Genomic DNA, 17,090 nt, shown 5'->3' with positions numbered 1-17,090 from the left:
TCAGCGCGTGAGGTCCGTAACATGGCCCGCACTTGCGTTCGAAAGTCAGTCTGACGGAAATGATCACGTTCCCAAGACAAAATCCGCGCAGCGTTCGGCGATCATGATGACCGGAGCATTGGTATTGCCGCTCACCAGTTTCGGCATGACCGATGCATCGCAAATCCGAAGGTTTTCTACGCCGTTGACCTTCAATCTTGTATCGACCACCGCCTGGTCGTCCGACCCCATCCGGCAGGTGCCCGACGGGTGGTACACGGTCTTGGCATAGGCGCGCACATAGTCCGCCAGGTTGGTGTCAGACGCAGCCTCGTCCGGACCAGGAAGCAATTCTTCGGAAATCAGATCGCTCAGCGCAGGCTGTTCCAGGATCTTGCGGGCCAGTTTGACACCACGAACCAGAGCCTCCACATCGCGCTCTTCCGACAGATAGCCGCCATTCAAGTGGATCGGATCCGCTGCATTGGCCGATCGCAATCGCACTTCTCCACGGCTTTCGGGCCGAAGGTAGCAGGGGTTCAGCGTAATGCCGTGACCCGGCATCGGTTCGCGTTCCACATCTCCGGCAAGTGTCGGCAACACATGGAACTGAATGTCGGGCCGTCCGGCACTGCTTGTGTCCATGAAACCGCCCGTTTCCACGATCGTTGAGGTCAAGAGACCGCTCCTGAACAGAAGGTATTGGAGGCCGTTCCGGATTGCGCGCCACCCGCGATCCTGCCCGAGCAGGGAAATTGGCTGTCTGGTACGTGCATAGACCGGCACTTCGAGATGATCCTGATAATTTCCGCCGACCTGGCTCCGGTCTGCCACAACGGGAATGCCATGTTCGTCAAGATGTGCAGCGGGTCCGATGCCTGAGAGCATCAGGATTTTGGGAGACGCCAGGGCTCCGGCAGTCAGGATGACTTCTTCTCGCGCAAGCGCACTTTTTTCGTTTTCTCCATCACCTCCGTTGTAGAAGACCCCTTCAATCCTGTTGCCGTTGATGCGGAGCCGTGTCGCCTCGGTATCCGTCAGGATGGTCAGGTTGGGATTGTTGCGAACCTCAGCGAGATAGGTGCTGGCCGTTGAGCCGCGCCTGCCGTTGAAAGTGGTCGTCTGGTAAAAGCCGACACCTTCCTGGCTGGCACCGTTGAAGTCGTCATTATAGGCGATGCCCGCCTGCTGGGCGGCCTTGACGAAGCCGAGTGACAGGGGATGCTTGAATCGGGCGTCCGATACGCGAAGAGGTCCCTTGGTGCCGTGGTGATCCCCGGCAAGCCGTTCGTTTGCCTCGGCACGTTTGTACACCGGCAACACCGCGTCCCAGTCCCACCCCTGGCACCCATGATCGTTTGCCCATGCATCATAGTCTTCGGCCTGACCGCGAATATAGACCATCGCATTCAGCGATGATCCGCCTCCGAGTGTCCGGCCCTGGGGAATGAACATCGCGCGGTCTGCTGTCTTTCTGTCCGGTTCCGCACGGTAGAGGAAACTGCGTCTTGTCCCGATAACCCGGACGAATGTTCCAGGCATGTGAACAAAGAGTGAGTTGTCGCGCGGACCGGCTTCAAGAAGCAAAACCGATTTTCCTGCCTTCACGAGCCGGTTGACCATCACGCAGCCGGCAGAACCGCCTCCGATCACAATGAAATCATAGTTCCCGTCTGGCATCGCATACTCCTCCCAAATTTCCCAAACCCATCGGGTTCGGCTCATGTCTTCCTGGAGTGCTAGCGACGCTTTGCTGGCGTGATCAATGAGAAACGCAAGGGGCTTCCCTGACAGTCAATAGATAGTTCCGGCTCAGGCAAGACCGAGACTTTTGGCTATGCGAGGCTCTGCGCCAACGACAAAGTTGGCAGGAGTTTATTGCATAATGGCGAACTACGAGCGCTACAAAAACAAGACCGTCCTGATCACCGGCGGAGGTACCGGGATTGGTGCGGAAGTCGCGCGTCGAATGGCGGCAGAGGGGGCACGGGTTGCTCTGATGGGCCGCCGCCGGGAGCCGCTTGAGAAAGTTGCGGGCGAGTTCGGAGGCCTGGTCGTTTCCGGCGATGCTTCTTCCGGCGAAAGCGTCAGGGAAGCGCTCAAGGAAATTCACGAGAAATTCGGCAAGATAGACATTCTGATTGCCAATGCCGGCGGCCACGGCGTCGGCCCCACCATGGAGATGAGCGACGCTGACTGGGCCTTGGCCACCAGGCTCAATCTGGACACCGCTTTTGTCTGTGCCCGCGAATGCCTGCCGGATCTGGTGGAGACAGGTGGCAATATCATCATCGTGGCGTCGATCGCAGGTCTTTTCGCCGGACCTCAGGCGGCCGGTTACGTCACCATGAAACACGCCTGCATCGGTCTCGGCAAATCCCTTGCCCGCGACTTCGGTCGCCAGGGGGTGCGTACCAACATGATCTGTCCGGGGTGGGTCAGCACCGCCATGGCCGACGAACAGATGCAGGTTCTGGTTGAAAAGAGCGGTCTCAACTCCATCGAGGAAGCCTATGCGCTCGTGACCCGGGATGTACCGCTCGGCAAGCCTGCCACCGCGGAAGACGTATCCAACGTGATCTGTTTTGTCGCCTCGGACGAGGCAGCGCTGATGAACGGTTCGATCGTGACGGTCGACGGCGGTTCGTCCGTGGTCGATCTGCCGACACTTGCCTTTGCTGAATAAGCCGATTTGGGAGGAAAAGAAGATGAAAGCTGAAAACGCGCCCGACGATTGGAAGGACTACGACGAATTTGCCGCCGGCATCGATACCAATCGATTGCCCCATAGTGAGGATCTGGTCGGCAGAACCCTCGATATCGAGCTGAAAAGCGGCCGCGGCTTTGCGCTGACTTTCACCGGAAAACATGAGCTTGAGCTTTTTGAGGACGGGGCTGCCTCGAGCGAATGGTGCGAAGTCGTCCAAGTGGCCGACAACACGTTCTTCGTGGACCTGACGATCGCGGCGGCGCCGAAGGAAGCCGAAACGCTGATCGTCAATCTGGAAACCAGACGGGTCCTGTCGATCCGCTGCCGTATCCGAGACGAAGGTGAGGCGCCTGGTGAACCGCGAGTGGCTCAGGACTATGTGCCGGGAATCCTCAAGGGAGGCGCGGTAACCGGAATTGAACCGCACGAGACCCGCGATCTGATCGGTCTGCGCGCATTTTATGACTACAGCCCAAATCACGTCTACGAACACATCTATCTGAGTTCAACCCGGTACGGCTGGCAGAACCTGGTGGGTGTGCAGCGCGGCCATGGCGATACGGACCTGGCAACCACCATCAAGTTTGCCGAGAACCAATACGTCTTCGGTTTTCGCGAATTCATCATTCCGGTTGCGTCAGTGTTTTTCTACGGCTGGCACAACATGCGCTCGACGGGCAAGTTCCTGGGCGTGGCCGGTGACGGTTCTATCCAGAACAACGCTGCAGGCGCGACCATCCAGAAAGCCTCGATGACTTTTTACAACTCCGGCCAGCAACCGGTCTGAGGAAACGGCTGATCATGACCAATTACGACATCATCAGGGCGCATTACGCCGGGTCGGATAATCGTGACCTGGACGCAATGCTTGCTCCGATTACCGCCGAAACCGCCTGGACCGAAATGGCCGGTTTCCCTTGTGCAGGCACCTATCACGGTCCTGAGGAAATCGTCGAGAACGTGTTCAAGGCTCTCGGTGAGGCCTGGGAGAACTACACGCTGAAAGTGGAGCGCATTCTGGATGCGGGCGACACCGTCATCGGCGTCGGCACCTACTCGGGCACATTCAAGGAAACCGGAAAGCACATGGAAGCGCGGGTCACCCATGTCTGGGACCTGAAGGACGGCAAGGTGATCCGGTTCGAACAGTTCACAGACACGCTTCTGGTGGCCGAAGCCATGAAGTCATAAGCGGCGATTGCTGCAGGGCAGGGCGTGTTCCTGCCCGAATTTGCATGTGACAGAGGAGGATAATATGCAAAGACCCTTATTGTTTGCCGGTGCTGCGATTGTTGGCGGCCTGGCGTTTTCCGCGCAAGCCGCTGCGGCTGAAGATCTTTCATGCGGGCTGTCCAACGGTCAGGCCGCATCGGGCGAGCCGATCGTGCTGGGGGCGATTGTCGGCAAGACAGGACCTGACGACTTCAGCGCTTCGGCGATGGCCGCAGATGCCTATTTCGAGTGTGTGAACGCCAATGGCGGCATCAACGGGCGCCCGATCCGCTACATCATCGGCGATGATCAGTGGAACCCTGAAGTTGCCGCTCAGCTGGCGGCAAAAATCGTCCAGGACGAAAACGCCGTTGCCATGGTCGGCAATTCCAGCTTTGTCGAATGCGCCGCGAACGCAAAGCTCTATGCCGACAGCAACATCGTGGCTGTATCCGGTGTCGGTGTTCCGCGTGAATGCTTCTCGGCATCGAATATTGCGCCGACGAATGCAGGCCCGCGGATTTCCAGCACGGCCGCGGCGGAGTTTGCGGGCGAGCAGCTGGGAGCAAAAAACATAGTCTGCATCGGCCCCAATATTCCGAATGTCGGCGCATGGTCATGTGAAGGCGTCGTCAAATGGGGCGAAGCCAACGGCGTTACCGCCAACACCATTCTGATTGATCCGGGTTCCCTGGATGCGACATCGGTTGTTCTTCAGGCTGCCAGCTTTGGTGCGGATTCCGTTGTCCTAGGCCTTCCCAAGGGAATTATGCTGCCGATCCTGACCGCGGCTGAGGAACAGGGTTTCGATCAGACCATGAACTGGCTGTCGGCGGCTTCCGGCTACGACACAACGGTTCCTGGAACGCTTGGCGCGGTCTGGGAAGGCAAATTCTATGTGAACATGGAATTCAATCCTCTGGACTCGGAAGAGACCGACAACCGCAACTGGCTGGCGGTCATGGACAAGTACGCGGAGCCGGAGAACCCGCGTGATACCTTTGCACAGGCCGGATACCTGGCCGCGCGTGTGGTCACCGATGCGCTTCTGAACCTTGATCCGGCCGACATCAACCGGGACAACGTGACAGCAGCGTTGAACAAGGTCGACAATTTCCAGAGCGATATCCTGTGTGCCACCTGGTATGTCGGTGCCGAGCAACCGCGCCAGAACGCAAATCACACAACGCGCATGGCAGTGACAGCAGGCGACACGTGGAAGACCGTGACCGACTGCCGTCCAAGCGAGGATGTCGAGCTGGCTGACATCATTGCGTACGAGAAAGAAGCCGGTATCGCCAACTGACAGTAGGACCGACCAAACAGCGGGCAGGCCAACAAGTGGTCTGCCTGCAACGGGCGTCTGCTTTCAACACGGGAGAGAAAGCTTGAACTGGCTTCCATTTGTTGTGTCCGGCCTTGGTATCGGAGGGGCCTATGCCCTGGCCGGTGTTGGGCTGGTTCTGCTCTACCGCACCTCCGGTGTTCTGAATTTTGCCTTTGGCGCCGTTGGTGCCTTCGGTGCATTCATCACCTTCGCTTCTCTTGGATTCGGTGCTCCGCTTGCCGTTGCTGCTCTGGCGGGCATCGGAACTTCAATTGTGCTCTCTTGCGGCTACGGGCGCTTCATCGCGCCAACCCTTGCGTATCGCAACACGGTTATCCGGTCGGTCGGAACGCTTGGGTTTGCACTCATTTTGCTCGGTGTCATGGGGTTGCTGTGGGGCGAAATACCGCGGCGGCTGCAATACCCGACGGACAAAATGGCGCTGAGTTTCTTCGGTGCGAGACTGACCTATACGCGAATGATCGCTCTGGCGGTTGCCGCATCAACCGTGATCGGTCTGACGGTCCTGATAGCCCGAACCCGTCTTGGTCTGAACATGCGCGCGCTGTCCGACAATCGTGATTTGAGTGCGTTGCTCGGAATTCCCGTTCTGAAAGTCGAGCTTCTTGCCTGGTTGATTATCGGCATATTTGCAGGAGTTACCGGTTTGCTCCTCGCCAATCTTGTAGGCCTCAAAGCCTTTCAATTGACGTTTCTCGTTGTTCCGGCGATCGCTGCAGCCTTGCTCGGGGGCATGCAATCCCTGTTCTGGACGGCCATTGCCGGCGTCGGCATCGGCATTACCGAGGCATTTCTGACGGCGTTTCCGCTGGTAGCGCCTTACCGTTCGGCCAGTCCGTTCGCGATTGCGCTCGTTGCCGTCGCGGTCACCGCCTTCCTCCCATCGCTGCAGAAAAGGATCAGCTCATGAGCCGTGCGATCATCCGGGAAGATGTGATCCCCATGCCGAACCGCTATCGAACCTTACTGGAAATTCCAGTGGCGATGGCCCTGGTGATGCTTGCGGTCGTTTCGACAGCCAATGCCTACTGGATCAGCACGTTCACGTCCGCGCTGGCCCTTGCACTGGCTGCACGCGGGATCGGTGTGCTTTATGGACTACTCGGGCTCGTGTCGCTGTGCCAGTTTGCCCTGATCGGAATCGGAGGCTGGATGATGCTGCGGCTGAGCCACGGCACCGGTCTGCCCTTTGAAGTCAATGTGCTGATTGCAGGTGTCACGGCTGCGGGGGTTGGCGTCGTGTGGGGCGCACCGGCATTGCGGTTGAAGGGGCTCTATCTTGCCCTGGTGACCCTGATGCTGGCCGGAGCCTACCAGGTAGTGATTTCCGCAACCGGGTTTCCTGACGGCGGGTCCGGCTTTCTCGGCCGCGCGGATGCGACACAGCGGTTGATGCTGGAGCGTCCCGTAATTGCGACATCCAACATTTCCTATCTGATTTACTGTGCGATCTGGGCGACTGGCGGTTTCATGCTGGCGGAATGGCTGCGGGTCACCAAGATGGGCCGGTCCTGGGCGATGATCCGCAAGGATGACAACACCGCACGCAGCGTCGGTGTGAATTTGCTGACGTACAAGATCATCGCCTTCGCCTTTGCCGGGTTTCTTGCCGGTGTCGGCGGAGCGTTGCTGGCTGGCGGTGTCGGCCAGCTCGACGGACGCGCCTTCGCCGCGTCGGAATCGCTCTTTCTGTTTGCACTCAGTGTTGTCGCCGGAGTTTATCATTGGTATGGGGCACTGATCGCAGGCCTGCTGTTACGGGCCGTGCCGAGCCTGCTGACCGATTTTGAAATCAACGGTTATGTCGCGATCATTTTTTATGGTAGCGCCTTGATGCACGCATTGATCACTGCGCCCCGCGGCATTGCCGGACAGATTTCGAACCTCATCGGAAGGATCAGAACGATTGCCGTTCCCGGAACAGGGAGGCAGACGCTGTGATCCACATTGAAAACCTCACGGTGCAATTCGGCGCGGTCAAACCGCTGGACAACCTGAATGTCACTTTGGACGTAACGATCTGCGGACTTATCGGTCCCAATGGAGCGGGCAAGACAACTTTGCTGAACGTTCTGTCCGGGTTCATCACACCGGTTGCCGGGCGGATCGACGTTGACGGGACAGACTTGCTGTCACTGTCGCCGATCCAGCGTGTCGGTCTGGGTTTGCGCCGGAGCTTTCAAACCGAACAGGTGGTCGAAGATCTGAGCGTCTACGACAACGTGCTGAGCCTGTTGGATCACGTTGGTGTTCGTGGCGAAGAAGCGGCGCAACAGGTCTCCCGCGCGCTGCATTTTACCGGTCTGGCAGGCATCGCCGCCCAGATTGGCGGGGAACTCAATCTCTATCAGCGCCGGATGCTCGAAATCGCACGGTCACTTGTCGGTAGTCCGCGCATCGTCCTGTTCGATGAACCGGGAGCCGGCATGACCGAAAACGAAGGCGAAACACTGCGCGAGACCTTGCTGGCGATACCGGACGAGTTTGGGCCGCAGGTGCTGTTGATCGACCATGACGTGGATCTGATTTCTGCGACTTGCGAAAAAACGCTGGTTCTCGATTTCGGGCAATACCTGACTTACGGGCCAACAGCTTCGGTCCTGGCTGACGATATCGTACGCAAAGCATATCTGGGGATGGAATGATGGGCGGCAGCGAGAAACTGGACATTCGCAACCTGAGTGTCGAACGCGGTGGCAAGCCGGTCTTGCACGATGTCTCTATGACGTTTCTTCCTGGTGAGATCACCGCACTCATTGGCGCCAACGGTGCCGGTAAATCCACGACCGTCATGAGCGTAGCGGGTGCATTGCCGGTCAGGAACGGTGAAATCATGCTCGGCTCGTCCTCTCTGGTCGGGACATCGGCGGATCGTATCCGCCGGTCCGGTGTGGCTCTGGTTCCGGAGGGGCATACGGTTTTGAGAACGCTTAGCGTTCTCGACAACCTGCGTGCAGCCGCCAGTCACCTGCCACACGACAAAGTCAATCAAGCGGTAGATGACGCCTTGTCTCTGTTTCCCGAGTTGAGTTCGCGGCTGCACATTCCGGCAGGAGCTCTGTCCGGTGGGCAAAAGCAGATGGTTCTGATCGCCCAGGCAATCATCAGCGAGCCGAAATTCATGCTTGTCGATGAATTGTCGCTCGGTCTTGCCCCTGTGATCGTCAACCGTTTGGCGGACACGCTTGTTGAACTCGCAGATGAAGGCATGGGCATCGTCCTGATCGAGCAGTTCACCTCTCTGGCGCTCAAGATCGCCAAACATGCCCACGTCATGGAACGGGGGCGAATTGTTTTTTCAGGAGAATCCCAGGAACTACTGGACGATCACAGTATATTGCACAGCGCCTATCTGGCCTGAATGGAAAGCGCAGCCGGCTCCGCGCAAAGCCTGTTCAGGCGGGCCGGTAGCGACCGCGCATCTCGTTCGGCGAGACACCGTATTTCTGTTTGAACACACGGCAGAAATGCGCATTTGAGTTGAACCCGGCGCGGAACGCCAGTTCGGATATGGTACAGCCCATTACTTCAGGAGAGAGCAGCAAGGATCTGCTGAACTCCAGTCGGGTGTTCAGGATGTATTTCTGCAGGGTCTGGCCGTCGGTCTGAAAGGATTTGTGCAGATATCGCGGCGTGCAGCCCATTTTGCGGGCGATGGCTTCGATGTTCAGGTCGATGTCTGTGAAATTCTGGGACACGTATTCCTTCGCTCGGGATCGCAACAGGAGCAGCGAGCCCTGATTGACGTGCTCGATCATGTCCGCGCGAAAAGCTTCACCGACCACACCTTGAGTGAAAACTGCGAGAGACTGCCCTAGCGAGCTGCGCATCTCCGGGCTCATCTGATTTGCGCTTTTGGCGGAAGTCCGGATGAAGGACGTCAAAGTATGCGAAAGATCGGCGCCATCAGAAGGAATGAACAACGGATTCTTGAGACGCCTCAGCAACCTGTCGTCGAACAGTTGTCGCGGTGTCTGAAGGACGATCTGATCGACCCGGGTTGCGTTCAACAACGAATACTGTTGCGTTGGGTCGTAGATGACGGCGGAATTGGAGTTGAGTTCAACCTGGCTCCCTTCATGGCGAAGCCGGGACTTTCCGGTTATCTGCACCAGAACCTTTATGGCATCGCAGTCATAGCTGTTTTTGGCTGCATTCAGGGCCAGTACGCCATGTGCAGGCGCCCGGATCCGGGTGAGCTGACAGGCTCCGAGAGGCACGGTTTTGAGAGCGACCTGATCTTCATCACCCGTTCGCAGGAACCGTTGCCTGATGTTTCCGAACAGATCGCGCGCGATGGACCTGAACTGATCACGCTGCAGGTCTTTGCTGAGAATTTCCGCATGCATCGACATGGAAAGGCTCCCCGTAGCTGCGTATCCCCGTTCATTTCGTGTGCCTGCTGCCACAAGCGAAGGAAGGTTTATCCTTGCTTTGGCAGGCGGATCATTGGAATTGATAACATGTTAAATGATATCAAGCCAATCTCCTGTCGGCACCTGTTAGGACACTATGAGGTCGACGCTGGTTTCAGGCCAATCCGCACCCGATTTGAACTGCATTTCGACAAGCTTGCGCTGTTCAGGGCTTAGCCGCCGATAGAGGCTGTCTCTGTTGTTTTGCGGGTGCCCGGCAATGTAGAACTGGGTTGTCAGCTCGGTGTTTCCGGAAAAGACCTTTACATGGATATGCGGCGTGCGGCCGGGATAGGCCACGGGCTTGATCGTCCTGAAGGCATAGGTTCCGTCTTTTTGTGTCACTGCGTGGCCGAACCCCTGGAAGGCTGCGTCGCGTTCCGCCGGTCCGCTTTCACGGCTGTGCAGATAGCGCCCATTGGCATCGCATTGCCAGATTTCCACCCGGGCTCCGGCAACAGGTGACCCGGTCCCGTCCAGAACCCGTCCTTTCAAGATGATGATTTCACCACCGGCCTCACGCACCTTTCCGTCGATCCTGACCAGATCATTGTCGGTGTCGGAGAACCTCATGCGCGGTGAAGGGTAGTAAGGACCTTCTGTTTGGGCAGGCGTCAGAGCCGCAACGGGGCGGGTCAGGGCAGCGAGCGCAAGGGTCGTTGTCGATGCGGCAAGAGTTCCGAGAGCCCAACGGCGGTTTCCCGATTGTGTCATGTCAGTTCCTCCCTCTGCCGCGACCTGAAGGACGCGCACTTCCCAACAAGATTAGGGCCGGTTTGTCAGCGCACAATGGCCGGTTCCGCGAACCCAGCGTCAATCCAGGATTGACGATCAGCAAAACAGTGTTTGCCCGAGCGTGAATTCCCTGAGGCCTTCTTCGGCGAACTCGACCCCGAAACCGGACTGCTTGATGCCGCCGAATGGCGCGTTTGGCTGAATCGCTCCATGATTGTTGACCCAGACCGACCCGCATTCCAGCCGAAGGGCCAGTTCACGGGCCTTGGCGACGTCGGCAGACCAGATGGAACCGCCCAGTCCCATGTCGCTGGCATTTGCCCGTGTGATGACCTCATCGATATCGTTGTAGCGGATGATCGGTGTGGCTGGGCCGAACTGTTCCTCATCTACAAGGCGCATACCGTCGGTCACATCCGCGACCAGCGTTACCGGATAGAAAAATCCTGGACCTTCCAGGGGCTCTCCGCCGATCAGCACACGGCCTCCGTTGTCCCGCGCATCTTCAACCAGCTCGATCACCTTTCGGTATTGCTGTTCGTTCTGAACAGGTCCGAGGACATTGTCTTCATCCAGACCATCTCCGACCTTTATGTTTTTCGCGACTTTGACCATCTCCTCGCAAATTGCGTCATAGATGTCATCGTGAACATAAAGGCGCTTCAGGCAGGCGCAGGTCTGGCCATTGTTGTTATAGGCCGCCCATAGAAGCTTTTCCGCGACCTCTTTCGGATCGACGTCCGGCAGAACGATGCCCGCGTCGTTGCCACCAAGCTCCAATGTCAGTCTTTTGAGCGTGTCGACCGAGCTTTGCATGACCTTTTTTCCGGTCACGGTCGACCCGGTGAAGGTGATTTTCGATACGTCGGCGTGGCTCGTCAGATGCGGTCCGATGTGATCGAGCCCGGTAACCACGTTCAGAACTCCGGCCGGAAGTACCTGGTTCGCCAACTCGGCGACCCTTAGCGTGCTGAGCGGCGTCAGGGGGGACGGTTTCAGGACGACTGTGTTCCCGGTTCGGATTGCCGGTAGAAAGTGCCAGCTTGCGATCATGACCGGCCAATTCCATGGCGTGATCGAAGCAACGACACCGATCGGTTTGCGATGAACCTCAATTCGTCCTTCCGGTCCGTCCTGCAGTACTTCCACGGGCAGAGACAGATTGGACGTATGCCTGATCCAGGCGAGCGTGCCGCCGATTTCAAAGCGGGAACCAGCTCCCGAGAGCGGTTTTCCCTGCTCTCTGGTTATCAGATGCGCAAGTTCCTCGGCATGTTCTTCAATGATATCCGCGATCTTCAGGCATGCTGCCTTGCGGTCTTCATCGCTTGTTTTCGACCATGATTTGAAAGCCTCTTTGGCAGAGGTAACTGCATGATCGATCTCCTTGGAACCGCCGGCAGGAGCACGACCGGCGAGACCACCGGTCGACGGGTTGACGACATCAAAGTACTCATTGGCTTCGTGACGCTTGCCATTGATGACATGGGCGTACTGCTCCATGCGGTGCCTCCCTTTGGATCCGATCTCACCCGGTGGGCGCCGGAAATTTGGTCTGTTTGTCTGTTGCGCGAACTTAATTATTTGCGAAGTTAAGTAAAGTTAGGCGCGTGAGTATCGTCTGTCAATTGCTTAATTTGTTAAATAAATTGACAATGCCCGTTGCTGATACAACCGCCTGGTGGGTCCATTCGCGAATTTGCGCTCACGCAACGGTATGCGGTGCCAATCGGACACAACGATAGCCGTTGCTAAATCGTTCGTTTTCGCCGTTCGGGGAGGTTTCATCGGGACGTTTCAGGCGGGCGGCCAGGAGGGTGCAGCTGCCTTAAATTTACTAAGCCAAACCCTTAAAATCATCAGTTTGTCTAAGGCCAGTGAGGCCGATTTAATCCCGGCATCGTGTTTGTGACGCAGCCCCCAGTCCCGGGGGAGGCGACTAACATACCGGGAGGAAAATATGTCTTATTTGAACAAGATCTCGACTTTGGTCGGGTCCTGTACGGCACTAGCCGCCGCGACCGTTGTGGCGACGGGCCTGTCCGTGACTGCTGCCAGTTCGGCCGACAGCTTTACGCTGGCGCATCCCATGCCACCGGAGCACATCTTCCATCCGACATCAGAGAAGTTCATGGAAGCGCTCGGCGAGAATTTCGAGGTTGAATATCATCCCGGCGGTGATCTCGGAGACTGGACATCGCTGTTCGAGCAGGCGATGCAGGGCGCCGTTCCGATGACCATGACCTTCGCGGCAACAGATTTCGATCCGCGTCTGAACGTGTTCATCACCGGTTACATCATCGACAACTGGGAAGACGCAAAGAAGCTCTATGGCCCGGGCGGTGAAATGATCCCGGTCTATGACGAAATCCTCGAAGAACTGGACCTGAAACTCGTTGGTGTTCTGCCGGTTGACTTCGTCGGCTACGCCATGCGCAAGGGTGACGGGCGTCTTCCTGTCAACCTGCCGGAAGACGCGAAAGGCATCAAGGTTCGCGTGCCGGGCCTGGAAATCGCCATCAAGCGTTTCGAGCTCCTCGGCTTCAGCCCTGTTCCGATGCCGTTTTCCGAACTCTACACCGCACTTCAGCTTGGTACGGTCGATGGTCGGACCTTCGGTCCTCCGGCCGAAATCTGGCAGATGCGCGATGTGCTTGAAAGCTACGTCTACAGCCGTGACTACTTCGAACACGCATTCTGGCTGGTGAACAAGAGCTGGTACGAAGGTCTTGAAGAGGAAGATCGAGCGAAATTGCAGGCTGCCGTCGACACTGCTGTCGATTGGGCCTGGGCAGAAGCAAAGACCATCAGCGACGAAAACCTCGCCAAGATCAAGGATGCCGGCATCAATGTCGTTGAACTGGACGAGGAACAGCTTGCAAAAGTCCAGAAAATCGTCCGCGAGGAAGAATGGGCCGCAATGGAGGAAATCATCGGCAGCGATCTGATGAACAAGATCAAATCGGCGGCTGGCGTGAACTGAGCCTCTCGTGATCCTGCGATCCGGGTCCCTGCAGGGGCCCGGATTTCAATTTTCCGGCAATCTGCCTTCGCGTTGGACCGTCCACGGGAGTTTTCGATTTCCGTAAGGCAGATCTTCGAAGGCAAGGGACGAGGAGGCGCGCCCTATGGAAAACTTTGACGCTGTCGGTCCGTGGGAACAACGGACAATCAATATCCTGAAATCGCTGATGATCTTTTTTGCGATGGCTCTCGCGCTGCTGATGGTGGTGACCGTGATCCTGCGATACGGGGTCGAAAAGCCGTTCCTGGCGATCGAGGAGGCTGCTGTCCTGCTTGGGCTGTGGCTTTACTTCGTCAGTGCCGCTTATGTAACCGGCGCGCGTGCTCACATCTGCGGAGGAGCACTGCACCTGGTCGTCAAGACAGAACAAGGCAGGCGCGTCGTTCGTTTCCTGTCGACTTTGCTTTGCCTGTCGGTGAGCTGCGTGGCGCTTTATTACGCCGCCAAGTACGGCTGGTTCACCTTCGACAAGGGACGCAAGAGCACCTACCTGCAATGGCCGAAATACCTTTGGGTTGCCAGCATGGTCTTTGGTTTCATTGTCATGACCCTGTTCCTGGCCCTGCAGGGCAGGCGTGACTTCGCAGCTCTTCGTGAAGAGGAGGCGCACCAATGCTAGCGGTAACCATTGCTCTCATTCTCATCGTCGTTCTCCTCCTGCTTGAAGTGCCCGTAGCCTATGTGTTTGGCGCAGCTTCGCTGCTGATCGTTGTCCTTACCGGGCGGGACATCGCTTTCCTTATCCCCTATGCGTATCAGCAGGAAAGCGGCTTCGCGTTGCTTGCGCTGCCTCTGTTCATCGTGGCCGGATCGCTCATGGGGGCGAGCGGTATCTCCGATCAGCTGGTCCGGTTCGTAAACTCCTTCATAGGTTCCATTCGCGGTGGGCTCGGCGCGGTAACCATTGTCACTTGCGCCTTGTTCGGGGCGATTGCCGGTAGCGGCTCGTCCGCAATCGCTGCCATCGGTTCCATGATGATCCCGCGCATGGTTGAGGCGGGTTATCCGCGGGGATATGCGATCTCGCTCGTGGCCTGTTCCTCCGTGCTGGCGATCCTCATTCCACCGAGTGTGGCGATGATCCTCTTTGCCATCACCAGCGGCCTGTCCGTTGCCGCGTGTTTCCTGTCAACAATCATTCCGGGCATTCTGATCGCGACGATCTACTGCCTGATGAATTTTCGCGAGGCGCGCAGGTTTGAAGGCCTGCAGGTTGAAGAAAAGGTCGGACCGGTCGAGCGGGTCTTCAAGATCGGCAAGGCAACCAAGAGCGCCTTCTGGGCGTTGCTGATGCCGGGCATCATGCTTGGTGGCATCTATGGAGGCATCTTCACGCCGACCGAGGCCGCGGCCGTCGCGCTCATGTACACGATCCCTGTCGGCTTCCTGATCTACAAGGGGCTCAATCTCAAGACCACCCAGGCGGCAATTGTGGAGGGCGCGCGCAACACCGGCGCCATCATGATGATGCTGTTCTTCCTGTTCATCATGAGCCGGGCCATGGTTCAGGAGAACATCCCCAAGGACATCGCGCAGTTCATGTTGTCGCTCTCCGACAATCCGATCGTCATCCTGCTGATGATCAATGTGCTTCTGCTGATGATCGGCATGCTGGTCGATGACAGTGCCGGCGCGGTGCTGGCAGCCATCGTGCTGATGCCCGTGGTGCGCGAAGTCGGCATCCATCCGATCCATTTTGCTGCAATCGTCGGAACCAATCTTGGTCTCGGCAACGTCACGCCACCCTGCGCCCCGCTGCTGTTCATGTCAGGCGCGATCGGAGGACAGACGATTGATCAGTACATCCGGCCGACCCTGAAACTGATCTGCTTCGGTCATTTGCCGGTAGTCCTGCTGGTGACTTACGTGCCGGAGCTCGCCCTTTATCTTCCACGCATGTTGATGGGAATTCAATAAGGAGAAGCCGGAGGGCTTCTCCCCGATCTTGCGAACGGAGTTCCGCAGGCGATCCGCTTCGGATGGCCTTGAGGGGAAAGACAATGACCTTGAAGAACATAGCAATCGGGTATCGCGGGAGCGAGAATACGGACACTGCACTGCATCTGGCGATTACCTTGAGCAAGAAATACGGAGCCGCGCTGTCCGGCCTGTGTATCAATGCGCCAATTGCAGAAGAGCCGCAATTCCGCACCTGGATGCCGGAAACTCTTGTCCGGTCGCTGCAGAAAGCAAGCGACGAGAGTGTGCAGAACGCGGAGATGAAGTTTCGCGAAACGGCAGCGGCCCACCAATTTGCCGGACCGCTTGATTGGGTGGTCGAGCAGGGAGACGTCGACGAAGTTCTGTCCAGGGCCGCCCGATATCATGATCTGCTGGTGATTGGTCAGTACACGTCGAGCGACGAGGTTTCACGGTACCGGGTTCAGCCGGAGAACGTGGTCATCCGCGCCGGCAGGCCGCTATTGATTGTTCCTGCGGACGTTACGGTGCAGAGGTTCGAACGTCCACATGTCACGGTGGCCTGGGATGGCAGCCGGTCGGCGGCGCGCGCCTTGTCCGATGCGCTGCTTTTGTTCGGAAGCGAATGCGTGTTTGAGGTCACACGCGTGGTCGGCAAGGAGCGCGCCAGCGAAATCTCGGCGGAGCCTGGTCGGGATATCATCAAATATCTGACCCGGCACGGTGTTGAGGCACGGGAGAAACTGCTGATTGCCGGAAAACACCAGGTTGCTCAGACATTGGTCGAGCATTGCAGCAAGTCCGGATCGGATTTCCTGGTCATGGGGGCGTATGGCCACTCCCGATTGAGGGAAGACCTGTTCGGCAGTGTCTCAAGAACCGTTATCGAAGCAACGAAAACGCCGGTCCTGATGGCCCATTAGGCCTTTCATCGTTCCCTTGAGGCGGGGCAGTTTAGACCGGAACAGCTTTCCGGCTGGCGCCCGGACGATAGATGTTTCGTCCAGGCGCTGCCAAAGGTGGATTGACTGGGCAATTCAGTCAGCGGAGGTTCTTGCAAGGGGGCGCCCACCGGTGCCCAGGCAAACTGCGACCACGATTTCGTCGGCCTTGGGTGCGTCCGGGATCGTTATCTCCGTGCTGTCCATATCATCGAATTGCCAGATCGAATTCTTGTTTGTCAGTGGCATTACGATAACCGAACCCGGTGCACCGACCTTTTTGGTCGAGGGAATGATGTCATCACCCTTGATAACGGCATTACGTACGGGGGCGCCGAAACGCGGATGGATCAGCGCAGCGGCATGTTCGAGCTCACCATCCACACCAACAATCGCGCCTTTGCCGTAGCTGGTGACATCGCCCGCCGCGATACCCAGAGCGTCAACCCCGCGCGCGGCGAGTTGGCCGCTGATGGCATTTCCCAAGACCTTGAGCACTTCCAGGTCTTCAACATACCGGCCGGCCAACGGGTTCTTGATCACGGCAGCCACCGTGACTTTCCTGTTTGTCCCCTGGACAGGATGTCCTGCTTCTTTCCTGATGTCTTCCAGCTGCACGACAAACTTGCGGATGTCCGGCTGATCGGCGTTGCTTGCATTTGCCATTCGAGGGCTCCTTTTACGAGATGATTTTATCGAGAGTGTTCCCAGGGGGCGGTCACCGTCCCGTCCTGGCAGTCCCATGGGTTTGGGAGGCTGCAACCTCCCGCTCGCGACACGAGACTGGATGCCGAGAAAGCAGGTC

The 17,090-nt window shown here is 57.6% G+C and carries 17 protein-coding genes; 12 read left to right on the top strand and 5 right to left on the bottom strand.

What is annotated here, in order from left to right; all coding sequences use genetic code 11:
• Positions 1 to 63: 63 nt before the first annotated feature.
• Positions 64 to 1,659: a GMC family oxidoreductase gene (locus tag ABLQ08_RS25440; RefSeq protein ID WP_352948172.1), complete on the bottom strand. Its 1,596-nt coding sequence runs from the start codon at positions 1,657 to 1,659 to the stop codon at positions 64 to 66.
• A 205-nt stretch (positions 1,660 to 1,864) separates the two neighbouring features.
• Between ABLQ08_RS25440 and ABLQ08_RS25435 the strand changes: the two genes are divergently transcribed.
• The 8 genes from ABLQ08_RS25435 (at position 1,865) to ABLQ08_RS25400 (ending at position 8,610) form a co-directional block, all read left to right on the top strand.
• Positions 1,865 to 2,665, top strand: coding sequence for an SDR family NAD(P)-dependent oxidoreductase (locus ABLQ08_RS25435; protein WP_352948171.1), 801 nt, complete (start codon positions 1,865 to 1,867; stop codon positions 2,663 to 2,665).
• Between the two features lie 22 nt (positions 2,666 to 2,687).
• On the top strand, positions 2,688 to 3,476 hold the full coding sequence (locus ABLQ08_RS25430) for a MoaF C-terminal domain-containing protein (protein WP_352948169.1): 789 nt from the start codon (positions 2,688 to 2,690) through the stop codon (positions 3,474 to 3,476).
• 14 nt (positions 3,477 to 3,490) lie between these two features.
• Positions 3,491 to 3,880, top strand: a complete 390-nt coding sequence (locus ABLQ08_RS25425; protein WP_417714954.1) for a nuclear transport factor 2 family protein — start codon at positions 3,491 to 3,493, stop codon at positions 3,878 to 3,880.
• Between the two features lie 64 nt (positions 3,881 to 3,944).
• On the top strand, positions 3,945 to 5,207 hold the full coding sequence (locus ABLQ08_RS25420) for an ABC transporter substrate-binding protein (RefSeq protein ID WP_352948168.1): 1,263 nt from the start codon (positions 3,945 to 3,947) through the stop codon (positions 5,205 to 5,207).
• Between the two features lie 82 nt (positions 5,208 to 5,289).
• Complete coding sequence (locus ABLQ08_RS25415; protein WP_352948165.1) at positions 5,290 to 6,159, top strand: branched-chain amino acid ABC transporter permease; 870 nt, start codon at positions 5,290 to 5,292, stop codon at positions 6,157 to 6,159.
• On the top strand, positions 6,156 to 7,190 hold the full coding sequence (locus ABLQ08_RS25410) for a branched-chain amino acid ABC transporter permease (protein WP_352948162.1): 1,035 nt from the start codon (positions 6,156 to 6,158) through the stop codon (positions 7,188 to 7,190). Before ABLQ08_RS25415 ends, ABLQ08_RS25410 begins: the two co-directional genes overlap by 4 nt.
• Positions 7,187 to 7,894 carry an ABC transporter ATP-binding protein gene (locus ABLQ08_RS25405; RefSeq protein WP_352948160.1) on the top strand — a complete coding sequence of 236 codons (708 nt, stop codon included), beginning with the start codon at positions 7,187 to 7,189 and terminating at the stop codon, positions 7,892 to 7,894. The genes ABLQ08_RS25410 and ABLQ08_RS25405 overlap by 4 nt, the downstream gene beginning before the upstream one ends.
• Entirely contained in the window at positions 7,891 to 8,610 is a 720-nt protein-coding gene (locus ABLQ08_RS25400) for an ABC transporter ATP-binding protein (protein ID WP_352948158.1), read from the top strand. Before ABLQ08_RS25405 ends, ABLQ08_RS25400 begins: the two co-directional genes overlap by 4 nt.
• Positions 8,611 to 8,644: 34 nt before the next feature.
• Here ABLQ08_RS25400 and ABLQ08_RS25395 read toward each other — a convergent pair whose 3' ends face one another.
• The 3 genes from ABLQ08_RS25395 to ABLQ08_RS25385 all read right to left on the bottom strand — a co-directional run bounded on the left by ABLQ08_RS25395 (position 8,645) and on the right by ABLQ08_RS25385 (position 11,902).
• Positions 8,645 to 9,604 (bottom strand): AraC family transcriptional regulator, encoded by a 960-nt coding sequence (locus tag ABLQ08_RS25395; protein ID WP_352948156.1) that lies wholly within the window; start codon positions 9,602 to 9,604, stop codon positions 8,645 to 8,647.
• A 147-nt stretch (positions 9,605 to 9,751) separates the two neighbouring features.
• On the bottom strand, positions 9,752 to 10,378 hold the full coding sequence (locus ABLQ08_RS25390) for a protocatechuate 3,4-dioxygenase (RefSeq protein ID WP_352948153.1): 627 nt from the start codon (positions 10,376 to 10,378) through the stop codon (positions 9,752 to 9,754).
• 117 nt (positions 10,379 to 10,495) lie between these two features.
• Positions 10,496 to 11,902: an aldehyde dehydrogenase family protein gene (locus ABLQ08_RS25385; protein WP_352948150.1), complete on the bottom strand. Its 1,407-nt coding sequence runs from the start codon at positions 11,900 to 11,902 to the stop codon at positions 10,496 to 10,498.
• A gap of 457 nt (positions 11,903 to 12,359) precedes the next feature.
• Here ABLQ08_RS25385 and dctP point away from each other — a divergent pair, with 457 nt between their 5' ends.
• The 4 genes from dctP to ABLQ08_RS25365 all read left to right on the top strand — a co-directional run bounded on the left by dctP (position 12,360) and on the right by ABLQ08_RS25365 (position 16,267).
• Positions 12,360 to 13,382, top strand: coding sequence for a TRAP transporter substrate-binding protein DctP (dctP, locus tag ABLQ08_RS25380; protein WP_352948148.1), 1,023 nt, complete (start codon positions 12,360 to 12,362; stop codon positions 13,380 to 13,382).
• Between the two features lie 145 nt (positions 13,383 to 13,527).
• Complete coding sequence (locus ABLQ08_RS25375) at positions 13,528 to 14,043, top strand: TRAP transporter small permease (RefSeq protein WP_352948145.1); 516 nt, start codon at positions 13,528 to 13,530, stop codon at positions 14,041 to 14,043.
• Positions 14,037 to 15,341 carry a TRAP transporter large permease gene (locus ABLQ08_RS25370; RefSeq protein ID WP_352948142.1) on the top strand — a complete coding sequence of 435 codons (1,305 nt, stop codon included), beginning with the start codon at positions 14,037 to 14,039 and terminating at the stop codon, positions 15,339 to 15,341. The genes ABLQ08_RS25375 and ABLQ08_RS25370 overlap by 7 nt, the downstream gene beginning before the upstream one ends.
• 83 nt (positions 15,342 to 15,424) lie before the next feature.
• The gene (locus ABLQ08_RS25365; RefSeq protein WP_352948139.1) at positions 15,425 to 16,267 is read left to right on the top strand and encodes a universal stress protein; all 843 of its coding nucleotides are present in this window, start codon (positions 15,425 to 15,427) and stop codon (positions 16,265 to 16,267) included.
• A gap of 114 nt (positions 16,268 to 16,381) precedes the next feature.
• Here the strand turns inward: ABLQ08_RS25365 and ABLQ08_RS25360 are convergent, their stop codons facing one another.
• Positions 16,382 to 16,951 (bottom strand): amino acid synthesis family protein, encoded by a 570-nt coding sequence (locus tag ABLQ08_RS25360; protein WP_352948136.1) that lies wholly within the window; start codon positions 16,949 to 16,951, stop codon positions 16,382 to 16,384.
• Positions 16,952 to 17,090 lie beyond the last annotated feature (139 nt).

Origin of the sequence: Roseibium sp. SCP14 (assembly GCF_040329475.1) — a bacterium.
Classification (GTDB): domain Bacteria; phylum Pseudomonadota; class Alphaproteobacteria; order Rhizobiales; family Stappiaceae; genus Roseibium.
This window is presented reverse-complemented; position numbering and strand designations above follow the sequence as displayed.

Excerpts from the sequence above, each read along its gene's own strand:
- ABLQ08_RS25440 (WP_352948172.1), bottom strand. The coding sequence starts at position 1,659 with ATGCCAGACGGGAACTATGATTTCATTGTGATCGGAGGCGGTTCTGCC.
- ABLQ08_RS25435 (WP_352948171.1), top strand. The coding sequence starts at position 1,865 with ATGGCGAACTACGAGCGCTACAAAAACAAGACCGTCCTGATCACCGGC.
- ABLQ08_RS25430 (WP_352948169.1), top strand. The coding sequence starts at position 2,688 with ATGAAAGCTGAAAACGCGCCCGACGATTGGAAGGACTACGACGAATTT.
- ABLQ08_RS25425 (WP_417714954.1), top strand. The coding sequence starts at position 3,491 with ATGACCAATTACGACATCATCAGGGCGCATTACGCCGGGTCGGATAAT.
- ABLQ08_RS25420 (WP_352948168.1), top strand. The coding sequence starts at position 3,945 with ATGCAAAGACCCTTATTGTTTGCCGGTGCTGCGATTGTTGGCGGCCTG.
- ABLQ08_RS25410 (WP_352948162.1), top strand. The coding sequence starts at position 6,156 with ATGAGCCGTGCGATCATCCGGGAAGATGTGATCCCCATGCCGAACCGC.
- ABLQ08_RS25400 (WP_352948158.1), top strand. The coding sequence starts at position 7,891 with ATGATGGGCGGCAGCGAGAAACTGGACATTCGCAACCTGAGTGTCGAA.
- ABLQ08_RS25395 (WP_352948156.1), bottom strand. The coding sequence starts at position 9,604 with ATGTCGATGCATGCGGAAATTCTCAGCAAAGACCTGCAGCGTGATCAG.
- ABLQ08_RS25390 (WP_352948153.1), bottom strand. The coding sequence starts at position 10,378 with ATGACACAATCGGGAAACCGCCGTTGGGCTCTCGGAACTCTTGCCGCA.
- ABLQ08_RS25385 (WP_352948150.1), bottom strand. The coding sequence starts at position 11,902 with ATGGAGCAGTACGCCCATGTCATCAATGGCAAGCGTCACGAAGCCAAT.
- dctP (WP_352948148.1), top strand. The coding sequence starts at position 12,360 with ATGTCTTATTTGAACAAGATCTCGACTTTGGTCGGGTCCTGTACGGCA.
- ABLQ08_RS25375 (WP_352948145.1), top strand. The coding sequence starts at position 13,528 with ATGGAAAACTTTGACGCTGTCGGTCCGTGGGAACAACGGACAATCAAT.
- ABLQ08_RS25370 (WP_352948142.1), top strand. The coding sequence starts at position 14,037 with ATGCTAGCGGTAACCATTGCTCTCATTCTCATCGTCGTTCTCCTCCTG.
- ABLQ08_RS25365 (WP_352948139.1), top strand. The coding sequence starts at position 15,425 with ATGACCTTGAAGAACATAGCAATCGGGTATCGCGGGAGCGAGAATACG.
- ABLQ08_RS25360 (WP_352948136.1), bottom strand. The coding sequence starts at position 16,951 with ATGGCAAATGCAAGCAACGCCGATCAGCCGGACATCCGCAAGTTTGTC.